We start from the raw sequence: 22,687 nt of genomic DNA on the forward strand, positions 1-22,687 counted from the left end.
CCGGCGCACTTTCAGAGAAAGAGTGCCTATTTCGGCTCCGAAAGCCACTCATTCTCTGAAAGTGCAGGCGAAAGGCCGAGCGCGTGGAGACGGGCGCGGGAGGCCGGCGGGGTCAGGGGCGGGTGACGGAGGCGTAGATGTCGAGGAGGCGCTTGGTGACCACGTCGGGGTGGAAGGTCTGCTCGTAGCGGAGCCGGGCCGGCTGCGACAGCGCGGCGGCACCGGCCCGGGCGACCGGGAAGGCGGCGGCCATCGCGGCCGGCTCCGGCGGGACCACCCAGCCGGCGGTGCCGGTCACCACGCCGGCGGGCAGCGGGGCGACGCCCCCCGCCGGGGACCGCGGAGGCGGTCTCGGCCGACCCGGTGCCGGCCGGCTCGCGGGGACCGTCCGCCCCGACCAGGTACGGGATGCCGCCGAGCGCGGTGCCGAGCACCGGCCGCCCGCTGGCCAGCGCCTCGATGATCACGGTGGGCAGGACGTCGTGCCACATCGACGCGGCGATCACCACCGCGCTCGCCTCGACCGCGGCGCGTACCCCGGCCCGGTCGAGCTGGCCCAGGTAGACCACGTCGGCGCGGTCCGCGGCGGCCGCCTCGACCAGCGGTCGCAGCTCGCCGTCGCCGGCGACGCGCAGCGTGCCCAGCGTGCCCACCGGGTGCCGGCGCCATGCCTCCAGCAGCAGGTCGACGCCCTTTTCCGGGGTGAGCCGGGCCATGTAGAGGAACCCGTCGCCGAGCGGGGCCGGCCGGCCCGGGTCGGGCACGGAGTTCGGCTTGACCACGATCCGCTCGTCCGGGATGCCGTAGTCCCGCAGGTGGTCGGCGATCGCCGAGGTCAGCGCGATGAACCGGTCGACCGAGCGCCAGGTGCCCCGGTGCACGGCCAGGGTGGTCGCCATCAGGGCGCTCTGCGCGCGGGAGTTGCGGTAGCAGCGGTGCACGACCGCCGGCACGCCGAGCGCCCGACCCTTGCAGTCCTGGCAGATCATCCCGTCCCGGAAGTAGATCCCGGAGGAGCAGACCTGCCGGTAGTTGTGCACCGTCTGCACCACCGGCACGCCGTGCCGGTGCGCGGTCCGCACCACCCAGGGCGAGATCAGCGGGTACGGGTTGTGCAGGTGCAGCACGTCGGGGCGGTGCGCGGTGAGCAGCCGGGACAGGTCCTCCTGGGCCCGCGGGGCCCAGATCGGGGAGATCGGCAGCAGCGCCTTGGCCGCCTTCGACATCGACGGGATCTCGTCCGAGCTGCGGATGAATGGCAGCACCTCGACGCCGGCGTCGGTGAGCTGGGCGATCTCCGAGTCGACGATCGTGTTCTCGCCGGAGGGCTGGGCTTCCCGGTACCGGTTGTGTGCCACCACGATTCTCACGGGAAAGAAGGCTACCGTTGCAACGTGCCTGAACTACCGGAGGTGGAGGCGCTCGCGGGTTACCTGCGTGAGCGCGCGGTGGGGCGGCGGGTCGACCGGGTCGAGGTCGCCGCGATCAGCGCCCTGAAGACGTACGACCCGGCGCCCTCGGCGCTGTCGGGCCAGGCGGTGGTGGACGCCCGCCGGCACGGCAAGTTCCTCGACGTGGTGATCGACGGCGGCCTGCACCTGGTGGTGCACCTGGCCCGGGCGGGCTGGCTGCACTACCGGGAGGCGTTTCCGTCCACCACCCCGCTGCGCCCCGGCAAGGGCCCGGTCGCCCTGCGGGTCCGCCTCGACGACGGCTCCGGCTTCGACCTGACCGAGGCGGGCACCCAGAAGAAGCTGGCCGTGTACCTGGTGACCGATCCGGCGCAGGTGCCCGGGGTGGCGAAGCTGGGGCCGGACGCGCTCGGCGCCGACCTGCCCACCTTCGCCGAGCGCTGCGCAGCCGACGGGGCCAGGTCAAGGGGGTGCTGACCGACCAGGCGGTGCTCTCCGGGGTCGGCAACGCGTACTCCGACGAGATCCTGCACGCGGCGAAGCTCTCGCCGTTCGCGATCACCGACCGGCTCACCGACGACCAGCTGGCGGCGCTGCACGCGGCGACCCGGGCGGTGCTCGGCGACGCGGTCCGCCGCTCGCTGGGTCAGCGGGCGGCGGAGCTGAAGGGCGAGAAGCGCTCGGGTCTGAAGGTGCATGCCCGGACCGGCCTGCCCTGTCCGGTCTGTGGCGACACGGTGCGGGAGGTGTCCTTCGCCGATTCGAGCCTGCAGTACTGCCCGACCTGTCAGACCGGCGGAAAGCCCCTGGCTGACCGTCGGTTGTCTCGGCTCGTACGGTGAGTGATGACACTCGGTGATTACGGAGAGGAATCGTCCCGGGCGCGTGGAAGCTGCCCGTCCGCGCCTCTACCGGGGCCGCCATCCATCGGTATAGTGGCTCGGTCCCCGGCTTCGAAAACTGACGTGGAGCCGGCCGGATCCCCGCTGGCAGCACCAGGCGCATTGTCCTTCGGGTCAGCGTCCGGCCCACTGACAGCGTGGGAGACTGGAACGGTGGGCGACCCGGGCCCCTCACGGCGAGTGAGCGGCGCGTGTCATGCGGGAGGACATGGGTGAGGTGACGACAAGCCTCCAGCGCCCGGTAACCAACACAGGCCGGAGCAAACTCGTGCGGCACGTCGACAGCTTCGAGATCCAGCCGCCGACGCCGCCGTCGCACAACGGCGTCCCCCGGTCGGCGTGGGCGAGGGCCCGTCGCCGGGTGTCGCGTTGGCACCGCCCGTACACCGTCGCCCTGCTGCTGCTCGACTTCACCGCCGTGATGCTGGCCGACTGGCTGGCCCAGGAGACGTTCGGCCAGGCGCGGGCGGGTTTCTACAACGCCCAGGAGGACCCGACCTGGTTCTACACGGTGGCGTTCCTGCTGCTGCCGCTCGGCTGGGTGGTCATCCTCTGGGGCAACCGCGCCTACGACCGGCGCTATCTCGGGCTGGGTCCGGACGAGTTCAAGCGGGTCATCCGGGGCGGGGTGGCGGTCGCCGCCACGGTCTCCTTCATCGCGTTCGCCACCAAGACCGACCTTTCCCGTTACACGGTCGGTTTCGCCCTGCTCGGGGCGATGACGCTGGTCCTGGTGGGCCGGCTGACCGCCCGGTTCGTGCTGCACACCGTCCGCAGCCGCGCCGGCCACGCCGGGCACCGGATGGTGCTGGTTGGCACCCTGCCGGAGGCGCTGGAGGTCTACACCGCGGTCACCCGCAACCCGAGCGCCGGCCTGGTGCCGGTCGCCATCCACATCACCGACGGGTACGCCGCCGCTCGGGGCATCGAGACCCCGGTGCCGGTGTACGCCGGCCGGGACGTCCTCGCCCTGGTCCGCGAGGTCGGTGGCGACACCATCGCGGTCTGCGGCTCGGCCAGCGCCGAGCCGGGTGAGCTGCGCCGGCTGGCCTGGCAGCTGGAGGGCTCCGGCGTCGACCTGGTGGTCGCCCCGCAGCTGACCGACATCGCCGGCCCCCGGGTACACATCCGCCCGATCGAGGGCCTGCCGCTGCTGCACGTCGAGGAGCCGACCCTGTCGGGCCCGGCGCTGCTGATGAAGAGCCTGATGGACCGGGTCGCCGCCGGGCTGGGCCTGCTGGTGCTGGCACCGCTGTTCGCGGCCATCGCCCTCGCCATCCGGATCTCCGACCCCGGGCCGATCTTCTTCCGGCAGCCCCGGGTGGGCCACGAGGGCCGCACCTTCCGGGTCTGGAAGTTCCGGACGATGTACGTCGACGCCGAGGATCGGCTGGCCGGCCTGGTCGACCAGAACGAGACCGACGGCATGCTGTTCAAGATGAAGCAGGACCCCCGGGTCTTCCCGGTGGGCCGCTTCCTGCGCGCCTCCTCGCTGGACGAGCTGCCCCAGTTGATCAACGTGCTGTGGGGGGAGATGTCGCTGGTCGGGCCGCGTCCGCTGCCCGCCGACGACGGCGACTTCCTGGGCGACGTGCGGCGCCGGCTGCTGGTCCGGCCCGGCATGACCGGGCTGTGGCAGGTCTCCGGCCGCTCCGACCTCTCCTGGGACGAGGCGGTCCGGCTGGACCTCTACTACGTCGACAACTGGTCGCTGGCGTACGACCTGAGCATTTTGTGGCGGACGGTGGGCGTGGTGCTGGCCCGCAAGGGCGCGTACTAGCGGCTCGGCGTCCGAAGCAGGCCCGGCCAGGGCTTGGCGTGGCGGCCCGCAGCGGCAAGGATCGCTGCGTGGATGGCAACCTCTCCGCCGTCGTCGGCGTCGTCTCGCTGGTCACGGCGCTGGCCGCCGCGCTCTGGGCGATGCTGCGGCTGCGCGGTCGGCGGGGCATCGCCACCGCCACCCAGCGGGCCACCTACGAGGTGCTGCACACCGCCGGCCTGGCCGCCGAACCGCTGCGTACCGGCCTGACCCCGGCGGGCGCGGCGAAGGCCGTACGTCACCTGCGGACCCTGGTCGGGGCGGCCGGGCTGGCACTCACCGACTCCGACGCGCTGCTCGCCCTCGACGGGCGCGGCGGCCACCACGGCGACCAGCTGCTCGCGGCGGCCCGGCGGACGGTGGAGGCGGGCCGGTCGACGGTGCTCGGCGAGTCGGAGCTGCACTGCGACCGGGTCGACTGCCCGGTACGCGGGGCGGTGCTCGCGCCGCTGAGCGCCCAGGGCCGGGTGGTCGGGGCGCTGGTGGCGGTCGCCGACGCCCCCACCCGCGCCCGGGCTGGTGCAGGCCACCCTGGAGACCGCGCACTGGGCCGGCAACCAGCTCGCCCTGGCCGAGCTGGACTCGTCCCGGGAGCGGCTGGCCCGGGCGGAGATCCGGGCGCTGCGCGCCCAGATCAGCCCGCACTTCATCTACAACGCGCTGACCGCGATCGGCTCGTTCGTCCGCACCGACCCGGAGCGGGCCCGGGAGCTGATCCTGGAGTTCGCCGAGTTCACCCGGTACTCGTTCCGGGCGCACGGCGAGTTCACCACGCTGGCCGAGGAGCTGCGCTCGATCGACCGCTACCTGACCATCGAGCGGGCCCGGTTCGGCGACCGGTTGCAGGTGCGGTTGCAGATCGCCCCGGAGGTGCTGCCGGTGACGCTGCCGTTCCTCTGCCTCCAGCCGCTGGTGGAGAACGCCGTGCGGCACGGGTTGTCCCGCAAGCCCGGCACCGGCATGGTGAGCATCGAGGCCCGGGACGCGGGCGCCGAGTGTCACATCACGGTGGAGGACGACGGAGTGGGCATGGATCCGGCCACGCTGACCGCGGGGATCGCGGAGCTGGCCCGCGCCGGCAGCGATCCGACCGACGACACCGGCCAGCACGTCGGCCTCTCCAACGTCGACGAGCGGCTCCGGTCGGTCTTCGGGGACCGGTTCGGCCTGGTCGTCGAGACCGGCCCCGGCTCGGGTACGAAGGTGAGCCTGCGGGTGCCGAAGTTCCATCCCGGCGTACGGGCGGGATCGTGACCGGGAACGCGACGGCGGGGTTCCTACGGGTGCTGGCGGTGGACGACGAGCCGCCGGCGCTGGACGAGCTGGCGTACCACCTGCGGGCCGATCCCCGGGTGGCCCGGCTGCACACGGCGGGCGACGCGACCGAGGCGCTGCGGGTGCTCCGCGACGCCGACGTGGACGTGGTCTTCCTGGACATCCGGATGCCCGGCCTGGACGGGATGGAACTGGCCCGCGTGCTGCGCCGGTTCGCCCGGCCGCCGGCGATCGTCTTCGTCACCGCCTACGACGACGGCGCGGTGGACGCCTTCGACCTCGGCGCCACCGACTACGTCCGCAAGCCGGTACGCGCCGACCGGCTGGCCGAGTCGCTGCGCCGGGTGATCGGCTCCCGGGTGGTGCCGTCGCACCCGGCGGCCCTGGCCCGGGCCGAGGAGGATCCGACCATCCCGATCGAGCTGGCCGGGACGACGCGGATGCTGCCCCGGTCGGCGGTGCGCTGGGTGGAGGCCCAGGGCGACTACGCCCGGCTGCACACCGCCGACGGCTCGCACCTGGTCCGGGTGTCGCTGGCGACCCTCGCCGAGCGCTGGGCGGACGCCGGGTTCGTCCGGATCCACCGGTCGCACCTGGTGCAGCTGAAGCTGATCGCCGAGCTGCGCCTGGTCAACTCGGGCTACGTGGTGGTGATCGACGGGACCGAGCTGCCGGTGAGCCGCCGGCACACCCGGGAGCTGAAGGACAAGCTGGTCCGCGCGGCCAAGCAGGATTGGAATCGCTGAGCGGGGAATAAACCAGGATGTCCGTACACTGTACGGTAGGCCATACGACAACGGGAGGCCAACCGTGACCGTGTTCGACCCCGCCACCGAGTTCGACCGCCAGCTCGACGGGCTGATCCGCCTGGGCTACCCGGAGCTCGCCGGGCTCACCGAGACCGCCTTCCGCGACCTGGTCACCCCGCTGCGGGCCGCCGCGGTCGCCGGCGCGGCCGGGCTGCCCGCCCCGACCGAGGCTCGGGTGCCGTTCCTGCTGGTGACCACCCGCGACCTGGTCCCGGTGCCCGACCGGCTGGCGCTCACCACGCTGGCCGGCAAGCGCAAGCCCGGCTTCCTCGACCGGAACTTCCCCCTCGACGACCTGCCCCGGTTCGATCCGATCAAGGAGCTGGAGGCGCCCGCCGGATCGGCGTACCTGCTCTTCGACGTCGACCGGGGCGAGGAGTTCCGCAACCTGGCCCCGGCCGCCGCGATGGAGGGCATGACCGCCCAGGACCGGTTGCCGCTCACCATCGACGAGGGGATCGCCTTCATCACCCACTACCCCGCCGCGCTGGCCAGCAACCGGTGCTTCTCGCTGGTCGGGTCCCGCTGCGGGGACAAGCGGGTGCCGGCGCTCTGGATCAGCCAGGGGGCGCCGAAGCTCGGCTGGTGCTGGTACGGCAATCCGCACACCTGGCTCGGCTCCGCCACCGCCCGGCCGGTACGCGTCGGGCTGTGACGACCGCGGCGGCGCGGCCTCCGAGCCGCGCCGCCGCACTGCGGCGACCGGTTACCGGGCCCGGTGTCCGGCCGACAGCACGACGAAGGGCGACGTGGCGGACGGCGCCGACCCGCTCGCCGTGGCCGGATAGAGCCAGTACGAGCCGACCACGTCGGCGACCAGGTGGGTGCTGCCGGAGAGATTGTGGACGTTGAACGCGTCCTTCGGGCCGATGCCGGTGAAGACCGCGTTCGACACGATCTGGCCCGCCGCCGGATTGAGATTGCTCGCGGTCGGCTTGGCCGCGCCGGTGTCGGCCGGCCAGACCGTGATCACCGTGCTGGTGGTCGGCGACACGGCGGTCACGTTCATCGCCAGCGCCCGGGTGGCGTCGGTGACCAGGGCCGACGGCGTGGTGACCTTGCGGGTCACGTTGGCGCCGAGCGCACCCGACGTGCCGAGGCCGGTACGGCTGTCGACGATGCGGGTGGGGCTGACCGGCGTGAACCGCAGCCCGTCGGCGACAGTGCCGTCGTCGAACACGCCCACCAGGTCCACCACCACGTTCGCGGTCTGAGAGGTGTAGACGGAGAACGCGGGCAGCGCGTATCCCCGTCCACAGTCGGTACAGGCCCGGGTCTTCACCACGACCAGGTTCGGCACCACCTTGCCGGCCGCGTAGTTGACCGTCGACGAGATCGGCAGACCGCCCTCGCCGGACCAGACGGTCAGGAACCCGGCCTTCGCCGGCGCCACCGCGGTGACGTTCAGGACCAGCGACCGCACCTTCGGGCTCAGCTCCGGGCCGAAGTCGACGAATCCCTCCTGGCTGCCACGAGCCGGGATCGCGCCGCCGTCGGTGCGGGTGTCGAAGAGCCGGCGGGGCGTCAGCGGGTGGTGCTGGGCGCCCACCGGCGGCATGGGCTGGAACCAGTTGCTGCCGGCGTAGAAGCCGGAGACGTCGACGACGGCGTGGGTGTAGCCGGTGCGGTTGTAGACCTTGATCCTGCCGTCCGCGCTGAGCTTGACCGTCACGTTGTTCGAGCCGAGCCAGCCGGCCGGAAAGTTGATCGAGGACGCGTTGGGGCGTTCCTCGTCCGCCGGGTACACGGTCAGGAAGCTGCTCGCGGTCGGCCCGGTCACCGTCACGTTCAGCACCACCGCGCTGAGGCCGCCGGTCGGCAGCCCACCCCGCCCGGCTACCTGGAGCTCGACCGTCTCGCCGGGGGCGATGGGACGGCCGGACACCCCGGTGCCGTTCCGGGTGTCCATCAATCGGGACGGCGTGGTGAGCGGGTAGTAGGTGCCGATCACCCCTTCCCAGCCCTCGACCGTGAGCGACTCGGTCCGCTGCCCGTACCCGGTGTTGTCCGGCATGACCAGGCTGGCCGTCTGCACCCGCCCCTTGGTGGGGGCGCCGGCGATGGTCACGGTGCAGACCTCGCCGGCCGGGAGGACCCGGCCCGAGCAGGTGTCGCCGGTGATCGTGAACGCCGCCGGGTCGGCACCCTCGATGCGCGCCGTGCCGAACGCGGCGTCGCCGCTCCCTTTCGAGGCGAAGGTTTCGGTACGGGTGACCGGCGCACGTCCCACCTCGACCCGGCCGAAGTCGAGCGGACCGCTCGGCAGCACCGCGGAGTACCCCTCGTCGGAGTTCCAGCGGATTTCCCCGTCGGCCACCTCGGTGCGGTTATCGCAGTGAAAGTCGTAGGCGGCCGCGAAGGCGGTCAGTGCTCCGGTGGCCGGATCCCGGCTGACCTGGCGCACCCAGACACTGCCGCCGCCGTCCGACACGCACTGCACCGCGTCCACGCGGAGCCGCGCCTTGTCGAGGCCGGGCGAGGTGGAAGCCGGGTAGGTCCGCCCCTCCTGCCAGGTCTCACCGTACGGCGGCCAGACGTCGACCCTGGTCGACCTGGGATCGGACGCCTCCGACCAGCGCGCTTCGAGCGCGAACTGGTCCCCGTCGTTGAGCATCGGCACCATGGTGGCGTTGCTCGCGTCCCAGGCACCGGCGTCGTAGCCGCCGACCTGGGTGTCGTCGATGACCAGAGCGGTGTACGGCGCGGTGGGCGCGGCCTGGGCCACCGCCGGCACCAGTGCCGTCGCACAGGCCCCGGCGGCGAGCACGCTGAGGAGAGTGCGGATTGTGCGCATGAAGACCCCGTGTGCAAAGAGAAGGGGAGACTGAGCCGGCCCAGCGTAGGGGCGATGATCGATTGCCGGCAAGGTGGTGCGCCACATGAAGCTGATCACCGGCTGCTCGGCGATACGCCAAAGGGCGCCCCGGCCAGCGCCGGGGCGCCCTTCGGCGCGGAACGTCAGCCGGGTACGCCGGTGCCGCGTACGGCCAGCGGCTGCCGACCGGCCAGCCCGGTCGTGCTCGCGGTGCCCGAGTACAGGTAGAACCGCCCGACCACGTCGGCGACCAGGTCGACGCTGCCGGTGAGGTTGTGGACGTTGAACGCGTCCAGCGGGCCGATCCCGCCCAGCACCGCGTTGGAGACCACCTGCCCGGCGGCCGGGTTCAGGTTGCTCACGCCCGGCCTGGCCAGGTCGGCGTCCGCCGGCCAGACGGTGATCACGGTGTCCCTCGTCGGCGCCACCGCGGTCACGTTCATCGCCAGCACCTCGGTGGTCGGGGTGACCACCGTCGACGGCGCGACGATCTTCCGGAGCTCGCCGGCGCCGAGCGCGCCGCTGGTGCCGAGACCGCTGCGGCTGTCCGCGATCCGGGTCGGACTGAGCGGGGTGAACCGCAGCCCGTCCGGCAGCGAGCCGTCGTCGACGACCCCGACCAGGTCCACCACCATGTTGGTCACCTGAGACGTGTAGATGGAGAAGGTCGGCACCGCGTACGGGAGCCCGTTGCAGTCGGTGCACTTGCCGGTCCGCACGAAGGCCAGGTTGGGCACCACCTTGCCGGCCCCGTAGTTGACCGTCGAGGAGGTCGGCACCGGGCCGTCACCGGACCAGGCGCTCAGGAAGCCCGACTTGGCCGGCTGGACCGCGGTGATGTTGAGGACCAGCGCCTTGACCCGCGGGCTGGACGGGCCGAGGTCGACGTAACTGCTGATGCTCTGTCCCGCCGCCAGAGCCGTGGGACGGGTGTCGATGAGCCGCCTGGGCTCCACGGGCTGGTACTGGCCGCCCCAACCGAGGCTGCTCTTCACCGTGTCGCTGGCGGCGTAGAAGCCGACCACGTCCACGATCACGTGGGTGGTGCCGCTGCGGTTGTAGATCGACACCTTGCCCTCGACGCCGACCTTCACGGTGACGTTGTTGGAGCCGAGCCACCCCGCCGGGAAGTTGATCGACGAGGCGGTCGGAGTGGCTTCCGGATACGGGTAGAGCGTCAGGAAGCTGCTGGCCGTCGGGCCGGTCACCGTCACGTTCAGCACGACGGATCCGACGCCGCTGGCCGGCACGCCGCCGCGCCCCGCCACCTGGAGCTCCACGGACGATCCGCCAACCAGCGGGCCCGGCTCGGGCCTCCCCAGGCCGCTGCGGGTGTCCATCAGCCGCTGCGGAGCCAGCGGGTAGTACATGCCGATCACCGTGTCGTACGCGGTGAACTTCAGCGGCACCACCCGCTTGCCGTACGCGCTGTTGTCCGCCAGTTCGAGGTTGGCGGTGTAGTCGCCCCAGCGCAGCGCCTTCGGTGCCACGGTGACGTAGCAGTAGGCGCCCGGGGCGAGCGTCCTGCCGGAGCAGCCGTTGCTGACGATGGAGAAGGACGACGGGTTGGCCCCGGAGATGCGGGCCACGTCGAAGGTGCTGGGCAGGGTGCCCTTGACGGCGAAGGTGGCCGTCCTGGCCGGCATCGTGCCGTCGATCGCCACCCGACCGAAGTCGACCGGCGCGGGCGAGGAGACCACGCCGACGTAGTCGAGGCTGGAGTTCCACCGCAGCTCGCCGGTGACCGCCCCGGCGTTCGGCGAGCAGTGGAACTCGTACGCCCCGGCGAAGGCGGTCGCCGCGCCGTCCCCGCGTCGTACGCGATCTCGCGGACGGTCAGGCTGCCGTAGGAGTAGGCGCCGTTGCAGCCGGTTGAGTCCGAGGACATGTCCAGGCCGGCGTGCGTGGCGTCGCTGGAACCGGAGGTCTGGTAGGTCTGACCGGCGGTCAACGACTGGCCGACCGGAGGCGTGATCCACATGGCGATGGTGGAGCCGCCCGGCAGGCCGCTCACCCCCATGCTCAGGCCGCCGGTGCCGTACGCGCGGCCGGTGACGGTGGAGTTGGTGCCGTCGTGGACGCCGGACTGCTTGACCGGCTTGCCGTACGCGTCGCCCACGTCGACGGTGAGGACGGTGTACGGCGCGGTGGGCGCGGCGAGCGCCACCCCCGGCAGCACGGTCAGCGCACAGGCCCCGGCGACGAGCGCGCCGAGGAGGGTGCGGATTTTCCGCATGGATACCCCGTGAAGAAAGTGAGGGATTGGCGGAGAAAGCCTAGGAGCGTCGATGGTCAGCGGCAACCCCGTAACCTGCGCTGTCACCCACACTCGAACCTGGCAACCGGAAAGGGCGCCCCGGACGGACCGGGACGCCCTGGCCAGGGCCGGGATCCGGCTACACCGCCGGGCCCGAGCGGACCACGGTGAAGGTCCCGCCGGTGCCCACCGTGTAGGGGTAGAGGTCGAATCGGCCCACCACGTCGGCCACCAGGTGGGTGGTACCGGCGAGGTTGTGCGCGTGGAACGCGTCGGCCGGGCCGATCCCACTGATCGCCGCATTGGACACGGTCTGCCCCGCGGCCGGGTTGAGGTTGCTGGCGGTCGGCTTGCTCAGGCCGGCGCCGGCCGGCCACACCGTGAGCACGGTGGCGTTCGTCGGGGCCACGGCGGTGACGTTCATCGCCAGCGCCTGCGTGGCGTCGGTGACCAGGGCGGGCGGCGCGGTGACCGTGCGGGTCACGTTCGGGCCGAGGGCGCCGGCGGTGCCCAGCCCGCTGCGGCTGTCCACGATCCGGGTCGGGCTCGTCGGGGTGAAGCGCAGGCCGTTGGGGGTGAGCGCCTGGTCCATTACCCCGACCAGGTCCACCACCACGTGCGCCTTCTGGGAGCTGTACAGGGAGAACGTGTTCACGCCGTAGGTGGTGCCGCAGTCGCAGTGGAAGTTCGACTGCACCACCGCGAGGTTCGGCACCACCCTGCCCGCGCCGTAGTTGACCGTCGACGCCGACGGGACGTCGCCCGACCCGGACCAGGCGGTGAGGAAACCGCTCTTCTCCGGGGCCACCGCGGTGATGTTCAGGACCAGGGCGCCGGCCCGCCCGCTCAGCTCGGGCCCGAAGTCCACGAAGAACCGGCGCACCGCGCCCGCGGGGATGGCCGTGCCGGTAGTGCGGGTGTCGACGAGCCGGGTCGGCTTGACCGGGTGGAACTGCCCACCGAGCCCCTTGGTCTGCCGGACGCTGTTGCTGCCGGCGTAGAAGCCGACCACGTCCACCACCACGTGGGTGGAGCCGGCCCGGTTGTAGACCTTGACCTTGCCGTTCGCGCCCAGCTTCACCGTGACGTTGTTCGAGCCCAACCAGCCCTTGGCGAAGTTGACGGAGGAGGCTGTGGGGCGGGCCTCGCCCGAGGGGTAGACGGTCACGAAGCCGTCGGCGGTCGGCCCGGTGACGGTCACGTTCAGGACGACCGCGCTGACGCCCTCGGCGGGCAGATCGGCCCGGCCCGCGACCTGGAGGTCCACCTCGCCGCCGGGACCGATCGGGGCCTGCGGCAGGTTCGGGACGCCGTACCGGGTGTCCATGATCCGGCCCGGGCTCACCGGGTAGTAGGTGCCGACGGCGCTGTGCTCGGCCTGCGCGGTCACCGGCACGCGGCGCTGACCGTAACTGCTGCCGTCGGCGAGGAGGAGAACCGCCTCGTGGGTGCCGGCCCGGGTCGGCACCGCCCTGATCCGGACGTCACAGATGTCACCGACGACGAGGGTGCGGCCCGAGCAGGTGTTCTCGACGATCTCGAAGGCGGCCGCGCCGGTCCCGCTGAGGGAGGCGGCCCCGAAGGTGACCGGAACGGTGCCCTGCGGGGCGAAAGAGGCGCTCGTCCTCGCCGTACTCCCGAGCACCACCTCGGAGAAGTCGAGGCGGGACGTGTGGTCCAGGGCCGAGTAACCGAGGTCGGAGTTCCAGCGGATCTCGCCGTCGATGACGCCCGGGTCGCCGTCGCAGTGGAACGTGTACGCGGCGGCGAAGGCGGTCATCCGCTCGGTTGCGGCGTCCCGTTCCACCCGCTTGACGGTGACCTCACCGGAGCCGGCGCAGGTCTGCCCGCTGCCGTCCAGGCTCAGCGTGGCGCCGGCGCCGCCGGCACTGGTGGCGGCGTACGTGCGCCCCGCCTGCCAGGTCTCGCCAGCCGGCGGTGCGGTGCTGACGGCGTTCCAGACGTGATCGGTCTCGTCCCGCCAGTGGGCGCCCAGGGTCAACGCGTCCCCGTCGCCGAGCTGAGCCTCCATCGCGGAGCTGTTGTCGCCGTCCCAGGCCCCGGTGAACAGGTCGGTGCTGAGCCGCTGGTGGTCGTTCAGGTCGATGACGAGAACGGTGTACGGCGCGGCCGGGGCGGCGAGCGCCACTCCCGGCAGGCCGGCCAACGCGCATGCCCCGGCGATGGTCACGCCGAGCAGAGCGCGGATTTTGCGCATGAAGACCCCGTGGAGAAAGGAGAGGATTGGTCGGCCCAGACTATGAGGGTCGATGGACGGCGGCAACCCCGTGACACCGTCACCCGGCCCGCGTACGAGAAGGGGCGCCCCGGTCCGACCGGGACGCCCCTTCGACGGTGAAGTCAGCCGCGCTCGTACCCGGAGACACCGGTGCCGACGACCGGTCGACGGGACGCGCCGCCAGACAACGTCGTCGTGCTGGCCGTGGCCGGGTAGAGGTAGAACCTGCCCACCACGTCGGCGACCACGTTCGCGTAGCCCGTCAGGTTGTGCACGTTGAAGGCGTCCTGCGGACCGAGCACGCCCAGCACGCCGTTGGAGACGATCTGACCGGCGGCCGGGTTGAGGTTGCTGGCGGTCGGCTTGGCCATGCCGGCGTCGGCCGGCCAGACGGTGAACACGGTGTTCTTGTCCGGCGCCACGGCGGTCACGTTCATCGCCAGCACCTGGGTGGTGTCGTCGAGCATCCCCGGCGCGGTGTCGGCCACATCGACCCGGCCGGTTTCCCCCGGGCCGAGCGCCTTGACGAGGCCCTGCCCGATCCGGCTGTCCGTGATCCGGATGGGTTCGTTCGGGCGGAAGCGCAACCCGTCGGCGACCGTGCCGTCGTCGATCACGCCGACCAGGTCGACGACCACGTGCGTGGTGGCGGAGGAGAAGATCTTGTAGCGCGGCGCGCCGGTCACCCCGCAACCGCCTGCTGGGCAGGGCTGGGTCTCGACGTACGCCAAGTTCGGCACGACCTTGCCGGCCCGGTAGTTGACCGTGGAGACACCCGGTTCGATGTCCGCGCCGTCCCAGGCGGTAAGGAAGCCGTCCTTCTGCGGGTTCACCGCGGTGATGTTCAGGACGAGCGCCCGGACGTGCTTGTTGTAGTCCCCGAAGTCCACCCAGTCGTTGAGGGCGGCACCGGCGGGGAGGGGACCCCACTCGTACTGGCGGCTGTCGAAGAGCCGGTACGGCTCGTACCACTGGTACTGACCGCCCCGGCCCAGCCCGACAGGCTCACTGCTGGTGCTCGCGTAGAAGCCGACCACGTCGACCACCACGTGCGTGTACCCGCTGCGGTTGTAGATGTAGACGTTTCCACCCGCACCGAGCATCGCCGTGACGTTGTTGGATCCCAGCCAGCCCTTGGCGAAGTTGATGGACGAGCCCGTCGGCCGGGAGCCCCCCGGGTACACCGTCAGGAAGCTGTCGGCGGTCGGCCCGGTGACGGTCACGTTCAGCACCACGGCGCCGACGCCGGTGGCGGGGACGCCGCCACGCCCGGCCACCTGGAGCGAGACGGACGTGTCGGGTTCGAGCTTGACGGTACGCCCGCCCAGCCCGGTGCGGGTGTCCATCAGGCGGGCGGGGGCGAGCGGGTAGTAGCTGCCCTTCACGCCGTCGACCGCGTTGACCTTCAGCGGCACGGCCCGCCGGCCGGCCGGACTGTTGTCGGGCAGGTAGAGCACCGCGCTCTGCTGACCGGCCCGGGTCAGCCTGGGCTTGACCATGATCAGGCACTTCGAGCCGGACTGGATGGTCCGCCCGGAGCAGTAGTCCGCGCTGATGACGAACGCCTCGGGATTGGTGCCGCCGAGGCTCGCGGCCCCGACGATGACACTGGCGCTGCCCAGGGAGCGCACGTACACCGGCTTGGAGGCCAGCTCCCCGAGGTGCACCGAGCCGAAGTCGACGCTGGACGGGTCCGACAGGGCCGCCACATAGTCAAGGGAGGAGTTGAAACGGACCTCGCCGGTGATCGGGCTCGTCTCGCCGGCACAGGTGAACCGGTAGGCGGCCGCGAAGGCGGTCAGCAGCTGCGTGGCCGGATCCCGCCGTACGTCCTGCACGATGATCGAGCCGGAGCTCTCCGGGCAGCTGCCGTTGGTCGAGGTGAGGTCCAGTCTGGCGTGGCCGGCGTCGGCCACGCGGGAGGCGGGATACGTCTGGCCCTGCGCCCAGTCCTGCCCGGGGGGCGGCTCGGCGGCGAGGGCGGCGTAGACCTCGGTGGGATCGGCGGGACTGACCGCCTTGACGAGGAAGAGCCCGTCGGCCTGGTTCACCACGCTCACCGAGGCGTTGCTCTTGTCGTACGCGGCGGATTTCGTGACCGGGAAGGCGCGGTGCTCCCCGAGATCGACGGTGAGTGCGGTGTACGGCGCGGTGGGCGCGGCGAGCGCCATCCCCGGCAGTACGGCCAACGCACATACCCCGGCGACACCCGCGCCGAGGAGCATGCGGAGCTTGCGCATGGACACCCCGTGAAAGAGAAGGAAAGGGATTGTCGGCCCACAGCGGAGTGGCGATCAATCGACGGCAACATGTCGGCGCGAATCCGAGGATGGGCATTGCACGCGTATCGGCGCACGGCCTGCCGCCCGCCGTGAGCGGAAAGGGCGCCCCGGCCGTCGGCCGGGGCGCCCTTTCGTGGTGCGGGTGCTCAGCGGTGGGAGGCGCCCACGAACTGAGGCTGGCTCTTGCCGGCGTCACCGGAGAGCGTGGCCGCCGGAGCGGGCAGGTAGTAGAACGTGCCCACCATGTCGGCCACCAGGTGCGTGCTGCCGCTCAGGTTGTGCACCTTGTACGCCCCGTTCGGCTCCACGATGCTCAGCACGGCGTTGGAGACGACCTGGTTGGCGTACGGGTTCAGGTTGCTGGTGTCCGGCTTCGGGATCTCCGGGATGTCGGCCGGCCACACGGTGATGACCGTGTTGTTGGTCGGCTTCACCGCGGTCACGTTCATGACCGCCACGCCGGTCTCCGGGGTGTAGCCCGGAACCACGGCACGACGGGTCGCGTTGGCGGGGATGGCACCGGCGATGCCCAGGTTGGTGCGGGTGTCCACGATCCGGGTCGGGCTCATCGGCGCGAAGCGCATGCCCCACTCCGAGAAGCCGTCGTCGACCGCGCCGACCACGTCGACCAGGACGTGCGCGGAGGCCGAGGTGAAGATCTTGAACTTCCGCGAGCCCACGGTGCACCACTGGAACGGCTCGGCACCGGTGCACGGGGTGGTCTGGATGAACGCGGTGTTCGGCACGTTGCGGCCGGCGCCGTAGTTCACCGTGGACGCGGTCGGCTTGGCGGTGGCACCCGACCACGCGGTGAGGAAGCCGGCGCTCGCCGGCGCCACCGCGGTGAGGTTGGTGACCAAAGTCCGCATGTGCGGGTTGCGGTCCGGACCGAAGTCCAGCGCGTACTCCAGGGTGGTGCCCGCCGGCGGCTTGCCCTCCGGGTCCTCGCGGGTGTCGAACGCCCGCTCGGGCGCGTACCACTCGTACTGACCACCGTTGCGGTTGGTCATCGAGTTGTCCTTGGCGTAGTAGCCGACCACGTCGACCACCACGTCGGTGTAGCCGTTGCGGTTGTAGACGGAGACCTTGCCGCCCGCACCGAGCTTCACGGTGACGTTGTTGGAGCCCAGCCAGCCCTTGGCGAAGTTGACCGACGAGGCGTCGGGCCGGGTCTCGCCCGCCGGGTAGGCGGTGACGAAGCTGTCCATCGTCGGGCCGGTGATGGTCACGTTCAGCACGACGGCGCCGGCGCCGACGGCCGGTACGCCACCGCGGCCGGCGACCTGGAGGTCGACCTTGGCCAGCGGGCCGATCTTCGCCTTCGGCGCGCCGAGGCCCTCGCGGGTGTCCATCAGACGGGCCGGGGAGACCTCGTAGTAGGCCCCGGTGGTGTCGGTGAGGTCCGCCGTCGCCTGCTGCGGCGCGGCGGCGGGAGCCGCGAGTGCCGTACCCGGCACCACGGCCAGTGCACATGCCCCGGCGAGAGTCGCGCCGAGCAGAGTGCGGAATTTGCGCATAGAAACCCCGTGGAAGAAGAGGAAACAGGGAATTGCTGCCCCAGCGTAGGGGGCGGGGTCGATACCGGCAAGGACATACCCCGCCACAACACAAGGGGTGAACGCGCGGGGACTTAATGCTGTCTTAATGTTCAACTCGTGAGTTGTCCACAGGGGTGAAGCGTTGTCCACAGGTTGTCCACAACTCCGGTGGACACCCTTGACATCCGCGCTGAGCAGGCGAGACTGCCCAGGTGACCGCTGCCGACGATCCGGTACCGGCCCCTCGGGCGCCACAGCCACCCGGGCGGGCGCGCATCGTGCTGGCAGAGGTGTCCCGCCGGGACAGCCGGGCCGAACGCACCCGCGTCGAACTCGCCCAGCAGACCCGGGTCGGCGAGGCGCTGGTCCGGGGCCTGGTCCGGGCGCAGCTGGCGCTCGCGCTGCGGATGAGCCTGGTCGTGCTGATCGGGCTCGGCGGCCTGCCCTGGCTGTTCGCGATCGCGCCGGCCGTCGGGCGGGTCACCGTCTTCGGCGTCAACCTGCCCTGGCTGCTGCTCGGGCTCGCCTCCTTCCCGTTCCTGATCGCGGTGGGCTGGGCGTACGTGCGGCTGGCCGAACGCAACGAGCAGGACTTCACCGACCTGGTCCAGCGGCCGGAGCGCTGAGATGGGCAACGGCTACGTCGTCCCGGCCATCGTGGCGGTCACCCTGGTCACCCTCGGCATCGGCTTCTACGGGCTGCGGCTGGCCCGTACCACTTCCGACTTCCTGGTCGCCTCCCGCGCGGTGAGTCCGACCTGGAACGCCGCCGCGATCGGCGGGGAATACCTCTCCGCCGCCAGCTTCCTCGGCGTGGCCGGGCTGATCCTCAAGTACGGCGTGGACGTGCTCTGGTACCCGGTCGGCTTCGCCGCCGGCTACCTCGCCCTGCTGCTCTTCGTAGCCGCGCCGCTGCGCCGCTCCGGCGCGTTCACCCTGCCCGATTTCTGCGAGCTGCGGCTCGGCTCGCGCCGGTTGCGCACCCTGGCCACCGTGTTCGTGATCTTCATCGGCTGGCTCTACCTGGTGCCGCAGTTGCAGGGCGCCGGGCTGACCCTGGCCACCGTCGCCGGCTCGCCGTACCCGGTGGGGGCGCTGCTGGTCGCCGTCGTGGTTACCGCGAACGTGGCGTTCGGCGGGATGCGGGCGATCACCTTCGTCCAGGCCTTCCAGTACTGGTTGAAGCTGACTGCGCTGGCCGTACCCGCGATCTTCCTGGCGTTGCAGTGGCAGGCCGACGCCCGGCCCGCGGTGACCCCGCCCGACGGGCCGGCGTTCCGGACCGCGACCACCGTCGTGGTCGAGCACCGCGCGGCGCTCACCTTCGCCGACGGCACGATCCGGGAGGTACGCCCCGGCGACCGCCTCGACTTCGCCGCCGGCGACCCGGTGCCCGAGGTGTCCGGAGTGGCCACCGACGCGGCCGACTGGCTGCTGCCGGACACCGCCGGGGACGACGACCGGGGCCTCTTCGCCACGTACTCGCTGATCCTGGCCACGTTCCTCGGCACCATGGGGTTGCCGCACGTGCTGGTCCGCTTCTACACCAACCCCGACGGCGCGGCCGCCCGGCGCACCACGCTGGTGGTGCTCGCCCTGGTCGGCGTCTTCTACCTGCTGCCCACCATCTACGGCGTGCTCGGCCGGATCTACACCCCGCAACTGCTGGTCACCGGGCAGACCGACGCGGTGGTGGTGCTGCTGCCCGGGGCCGCGCTCGGCGACGGGACCACCGGCCGGCTGCTCGCCGCGCTGGTCGCGGCGGGCGCGTTCGCGGCCTTCCTCTCCACCTCGTCGGGGCTGGTCACCAGCGTCGCCGGGGTGATCTCCACCGACGTGCTCGGGCGGGGGTCGGTACGCGGCTTCCGGCTGGCCACGGTGATCGCCGGCGGGGTGCCGGCGGTGCTCGCGCTCAACGTCTCCGGGCTGGACGTCTCCCAGGTGGTCGGGCTGGCCTTCGCGGTCGCCGCGTCCAGCTTCTGCCCGCTGCTGGTGCTCGGCATCTGGTGGCGTGGGCTGACCGATCTGGGCGCGGCGGCCGGGGTGCTGGTCGGCGGCGGGGCGCCGTGGCGGCGGTGCTGGTCACCGTGCTCGGGCCACCGCTGTCCGGCTGGCCGGCCACCCTCATCGCGCAGCCGGCCGCGTGGACGGTGCCGCTCGCCTTCACCGTGATGGTCGCCGTCTCGATGGCGACCCGCCGGCGGGCCCCGGCCGACGTCGGAGCCACCATGCTCCGGCTGCACGCCCCCGAGGCGCTACGGCTGTGACCCGTCGTGGCGGTCGGTGGGGTAGGGGCGGGTACGTCCCGGGGAGGACGCGGGATCATCCTGCGGCCGGAGCGTCGGCTGGTCCGGCCCGGATACGGTCGGACGCATGACTGGTGGGCACCCCGCGCTCGCGCTGCGCGGCCTGGCGAAGCAGTTCGACGGCAAGGTCGCGGTGGCGGGCGTCGACCTGGCCGTCCCGGCCGGCTCCTTCTACGGGCTGCTCGGCCCGAACGGCGCCGGCAAGACCACCACGCTGTCGATGGCGGTCGGCCTGCTGCGCCCCGACCACGGTCAGGCCTGGGTGCTCGGGCACGACGTGTGGGCCGACCCGGTGGGCGCGAAGCGGCTGCTCGGCGTGATGCCGGACGGCGTACGGCTCTTCGACCGGCTCACCGGGGCGGAGCTGCTGGCGTACCACGGTCTGTTGCGTGGGATGGACCCGGCGGTGGTCGACCAGCGGGCCGCCGAACTGCTGGACGTGCTGGCGCTCACCGACGCCGGCCGGACCCTGGTGGTCGACTACTCGGCCGGCATGAAGAAGAAGATCGGCCTGGCCTGCGCGCTGCTGCACGGCCCCCGGCTGCTGGTGCTGGACGAGCCGTTCGAGGCGGTCGACCCGGTCTCCGCCGCGCTGATCCGCGACATCCTCCAGCGGTACGTCTCCGGCGGCGGCACGGTGGTCTTCTCCAGCCACGTCATGGAGGTCGTCGAGCGGCTCTGCTCGCACGTGGCGATCCTCGCCGAGGGCACCATCAAGCGGGTCGGCACCCTGGACGAGGTGCGCCGGGACCGGTCCCTGGAGGAGGTCTTCGTCGAGGTGGTCGGTGGCCGCACCGCGACCGGTGAGGAACTGTCGTGGCTGTCGCGGTGACCGTCCCGGCCGAACCGGTCCGACGGGTCTCCGCCCGGCACTTCGTCCGGCTCAAGCTGCGGGTGATGGGCAACAACTTCCGGGGCCAGGGTTGGCGGATCGCGATGTTCGTGGTCGGCATCCTGGTCGGCCTCTGGTTCGCCGTCGGCGCCTTCCTGGCGCTGGCCGCGCCGGGCTTCGCCGACGAGCCGCGGTACGCGCTGCTGACGGCCGCGTTCGGCGGCGCCCTGCTGGTGCTCGGCTGGCTGCTGCTGCCACTGGTCTTCTTCGGCGTGGACGAGACCCTGGACCCGGCCCGGTTCGCGCTGCTGCCGCTGCCCCCGCCGCACCCTGGTCGCCGGGCTGTTCGCCGCGGCCCTGGTCAGCGTCCCGGTGCTCGCGGTGCTGCTCGCCGTCTCCGGGCTGGTGGTCACCGCCGCCGCGCTGGGCGGGTGGGCGGCCGGGCTGGTCGCGGCCGTCGGGGTGGTCGCGGGGCTGCTGCTCTGCGTCGCCGCCAGCCGGGCGGTGACCAGCGCGTTCGCCACCATGCTGCGGTCCCGCCGGGTACGCGACCTGGCCGCCGTGCTGCTCGCGGTGGTCGCCGCCCTGCTCGGGCCGTTGCAGATCGCGGTGCTGGCGGCGGTGCGGGAGGCCGACTGGGACCGGCTAACCGGGGTGGCCGAGGCGGTGGGCTGGACCCCGTTCGGCGCGCCCTGGACGGTCGGCGTGGACGTGGCCGAGGGGCGGGCCTGGGCCGTACCGGTGAAGTTGCTGATCACGGCGGTGACCATCGGCCTGCTGCTGCTGTGGTGGTCGCGGTCGCTGGAGTCGGCGATGGTCGGCGCGGCCAGCGCCGCTCCGGCCAAGGGCCGGCGCGGGCCGGCGGGCGGGGCCGTCGCGCAACTCTTCCCCCGGGCGCTGGCCTGGACGCGTCGGGACCGGTTCGGCGCGCTGGTCGCCCGGGAGGCGCGCTACTGGTGGCGGGACGCCCGGCGCCGGGCCAACCTGATCACCATCGCGGTGGTCGGGGTCTTCGTGCCGGTGATGGTGAACCTCGGCGGCCCGCAGTTCGCCGCCGAGGACGGCCCGGACCTCACCGCCGGCAACTCGTCGCCGGTCCTGCTCAGCCTGTCGATGCTCTTCGTCGGGGTGCTCGCCTCGGTCACCCTGGCCAACCAGTTCGGCTTCGACGGCAGCGCGTACGCGGCGAACGTGGTGGCCGGGGTGCCCGGTCGGCTGGAGCTGCGCGCCCGGATGACGGCCTTCTCGGTGTACGTGGTGCCGATGCTGGGCGTCGTGTCGGTGGTGATCGCGCTGGTGGTGGGCGAGCCCGGCTGGATCGGGGTGGCCGGCGGCGCGCTGCTCGCCGCGTACGGGGCCGGGTTGGCGATCAACGGGTTCGTGTCGGTGCTCGGGGCGTACTCGCTGCCGGAGACGAGCAACCCGTTCGCGATGAACACCGGGGCGGGGGTGGCAAAGAGCTTCCTCACCCTGCTGTCCATGGTCGCCTCGGCGGCCGCCGCGGTACCGATGGTGGTGGCCGCGGCGCTGCTCGGGGACGCCTGGCTCTGGCTGGCCCTGCCACTCGGCGCGGCGTACGGGCTGGGGGCGGCGCTGCTCGGCTCGTACCTGGCCGGGGATGTGCTGGACCGGCGGATGCCGGAGCTGCTGGCCACCGTCACCCCGCGCCGCTGATGCCGGTCGTCGAGGCGGTGGCGACCGTCCCGGTCCCGCCCGAGCTGGCCTTCGCGGTGTCGCAGACCACCGCGCCGGTGCGCTACCGATGGGACCCGTTCGTCCGGGAGCAGCACTTCACCGACGGGGCGACCCGCCCCGGCAAGGGGGTGCGTACCTTCACCCGCTCGCGGCACGGCCTGGTCATGGTCAGCGAGTACGTCTCGTTCGCGCCGCCGACGAACGTCGGCATGAAGATGGTGCGCGGGCCGTGGTTCTTCGAGATGTTCGCCGGCGGCTGGCGGTTCGCACCCGCCGCGGAGCCCGGCCACACCGTCGCCACCTGGCGGTACAGCTTCCGCTGCCGGCCGGCGTTCCTGCGGCCGGTCGCCGACCGCGTCGGCGTCTGGCTGCTCACCCGGGACATCCGCCGCCGGATCGCCGGCTACGCCGCCGGCTGCGCGGACCCCGAGGTGCTGGCCGCCGCCCGCCGCTCGCTGGCCGTCGACGATCCGGCCGACGGGGGTACGCCCTGAGCCACCCGCCTC

General features: G+C 72.3%; 12 protein-coding genes and 5 pseudogenes. 11 read left to right on the forward strand and 6 right to left on the reverse strand.

The annotated features are described in order from the left end of the window. Window positions 1-112: 112 nt before the first annotated feature. Window positions 113-1,370: pseudogene (locus JNW89_RS01505) on the reverse strand (glycosyltransferase family 4 protein). Between the two features lie 24 nt (window positions 1,371-1,394). On the opposite strand from JNW89_RS01505, the pseudogene JNW89_RS01510 reads away from it, so the two are divergent. From JNW89_RS01510 to JNW89_RS01530, 5 genes and pseudogenes are all read left to right on the forward strand, one after another. Next, a pseudogene (locus JNW89_RS01510) lies at window positions 1,395-2,254 on the forward strand (Fpg/Nei family DNA glycosylase). A 268-nt stretch (window positions 2,255-2,522) separates the two neighbouring features. Further along, the gene (locus JNW89_RS01515) at window positions 2,523-4,094 is read left to right on the forward strand and encodes a sugar transferase (RefSeq protein WP_238447340.1); all 1,572 of its coding nucleotides are present in this window, start codon (window positions 2,523-2,525) and stop codon (window positions 4,092-4,094) included. Window positions 4,095-4,162: 68 nt separating this feature from the next. Next, window positions 4,163-5,387 (forward strand): annotated as a pseudogene (locus JNW89_RS01520) (sensor histidine kinase). Next, complete coding sequence (locus JNW89_RS01525) at window positions 5,384-6,154, forward strand: LytTR family DNA-binding domain-containing protein (protein WP_210773840.1); 771 nt, start codon at window positions 5,384-5,386, stop codon at window positions 6,152-6,154. The pseudogene JNW89_RS01520 and the gene JNW89_RS01525 overlap by 4 nt, the downstream one beginning before the upstream one ends. A 64-nt stretch (window positions 6,155-6,218) precedes the next feature. Continuing rightward, window positions 6,219-6,872, forward strand: a complete 654-nt coding sequence (locus JNW89_RS01530; RefSeq protein ID WP_238447323.1) for a DUF5701 family protein — start codon at window positions 6,219-6,221, stop codon at window positions 6,870-6,872. 51 nt (window positions 6,873-6,923) lie between these two features. On the opposite strand, the gene JNW89_RS01535 is transcribed toward JNW89_RS01530, so the two are convergent. After that, a complete protein-coding gene (locus JNW89_RS01535) occupies window positions 6,924-9,011 on the reverse strand; it encodes a hypothetical protein (protein WP_238447324.1) in 2,088 nt (695 codons plus the stop codon). Between the two features lie 164 nt (window positions 9,012-9,175). Then, complete coding sequence (locus JNW89_RS01540; RefSeq protein ID WP_238447325.1) at window positions 9,176-11,011, reverse strand: hypothetical protein; 1,836 nt, start codon at window positions 11,009-11,011, stop codon at window positions 9,176-9,178. Between JNW89_RS01540 and JNW89_RS01545 the strand changes: the two genes are divergently transcribed. Further along, entirely contained in the window at window positions 11,012-11,281 is a 270-nt protein-coding gene (locus tag JNW89_RS01545; protein ID WP_238447326.1) for a hypothetical protein, read from the forward strand. It begins immediately after the preceding gene. A gap of 147 nt (window positions 11,282-11,428) precedes the next feature. Here the strand turns inward: JNW89_RS01545 and JNW89_RS01550 are convergent, their stop codons facing one another. From JNW89_RS01550 to JNW89_RS01560, 3 genes are all read right to left on the reverse strand, one after another. Continuing rightward, a complete protein-coding gene (locus tag JNW89_RS01550; RefSeq protein ID WP_238447327.1) occupies window positions 11,429-13,507 on the reverse strand; it encodes a hypothetical protein in 2,079 nt (692 codons plus the stop codon). 143 nt (window positions 13,508-13,650) lie between these two features. Then, window positions 13,651-15,768 (reverse strand): hypothetical protein, encoded by a 2,118-nt coding sequence (locus JNW89_RS01555; protein ID WP_238447328.1) that lies wholly within the window; start codon window positions 15,766-15,768, stop codon window positions 13,651-13,653. 188 nt (window positions 15,769-15,956) lie between these two features. Next, complete coding sequence (locus JNW89_RS01560; protein WP_238447329.1) at window positions 15,957-17,327, reverse strand: hypothetical protein; 1,371 nt, start codon at window positions 17,325-17,327, stop codon at window positions 15,957-15,959. Between the two features lie 233 nt (window positions 17,328-17,560). Between JNW89_RS01560 and JNW89_RS01565 the strand changes: the two genes are divergently transcribed. The 5 genes and pseudogenes from JNW89_RS01565 to JNW89_RS01585 all read left to right on the forward strand — a co-directional run bounded on the left by JNW89_RS01565 (window position 17,561) and on the right by JNW89_RS01585 (window position 22,675). After that, complete coding sequence (locus JNW89_RS01565; RefSeq protein WP_088959760.1) at window positions 17,561-17,974, forward strand: hypothetical protein; 414 nt, start codon at window positions 17,561-17,563, stop codon at window positions 17,972-17,974. A 1-nt stretch (window position 17,975) separates the two neighbouring features. Beyond that, window positions 17,976-19,615: pseudogene (locus JNW89_RS01570) on the forward strand (cation acetate symporter). Between the two features lie 106 nt (window positions 19,616-19,721). Next, complete coding sequence (locus JNW89_RS01575) at window positions 19,722-20,486, forward strand: ABC transporter ATP-binding protein (RefSeq protein ID WP_238447330.1); 765 nt, start codon at window positions 19,722-19,724, stop codon at window positions 20,484-20,486. Continuing rightward, window positions 20,471-22,160: pseudogene (locus JNW89_RS01580) on the forward strand (ABC transporter permease). The gene JNW89_RS01575 and the pseudogene JNW89_RS01580 overlap by 16 nt, the downstream one beginning before the upstream one ends. Further along, window positions 22,160-22,675: an SRPBCC family protein gene (locus JNW89_RS01585; protein ID WP_238447331.1), complete on the forward strand. Its 516-nt coding sequence runs from the start codon at window positions 22,160-22,162 to the stop codon at window positions 22,673-22,675. Before JNW89_RS01580 ends, JNW89_RS01585 begins: the two are co-directional and overlap by 1 nt. Window positions 22,676-22,687: the final 12 nt, after the last annotated feature.

The sequence above is a fragment of the Micromonospora sp. 4G55 genome (assembly GCF_016803375.1).

Coding starts and splice junctions, on each gene's coding strand:
- JNW89_RS01515 (WP_238447340.1), top strand. CDS start 2,523: ATGGGTGAGGTGACGACAAGCCTCCAGCGCCCGGTAACCAACACAGGC.
- JNW89_RS01535 (WP_238447324.1), bottom strand. CDS start 9,011: ATGCGCACAATCCGCACTCTCCTCAGCGTGCTCGCCGCCGGGGCCTGT.
- JNW89_RS01545 (WP_238447326.1), top strand. CDS start 11,012: ATGGCGATGGTGGAGCCGCCCGGCAGGCCGCTCACCCCCATGCTCAGG.
- JNW89_RS01550 (WP_238447327.1), bottom strand. CDS start 13,507: ATGCGCAAAATCCGCGCTCTGCTCGGCGTGACCATCGCCGGGGCATGC.
- JNW89_RS01555 (WP_238447328.1), bottom strand. CDS start 15,768: ATGCGCAAGCTCCGCATGCTCCTCGGCGCGGGTGTCGCCGGGGTATGT.
- JNW89_RS01560 (WP_238447329.1), bottom strand. CDS start 17,327: ATGCGCAAATTCCGCACTCTGCTCGGCGCGACTCTCGCCGGGGCATGT.
- JNW89_RS01575 (WP_238447330.1), top strand. CDS start 19,722: ATGACTGGTGGGCACCCCGCGCTCGCGCTGCGCGGCCTGGCGAAGCAG.
- JNW89_RS01585 (WP_238447331.1), top strand. CDS start 22,160: ATGCCGGTCGTCGAGGCGGTGGCGACCGTCCCGGTCCCGCCCGAGCTG.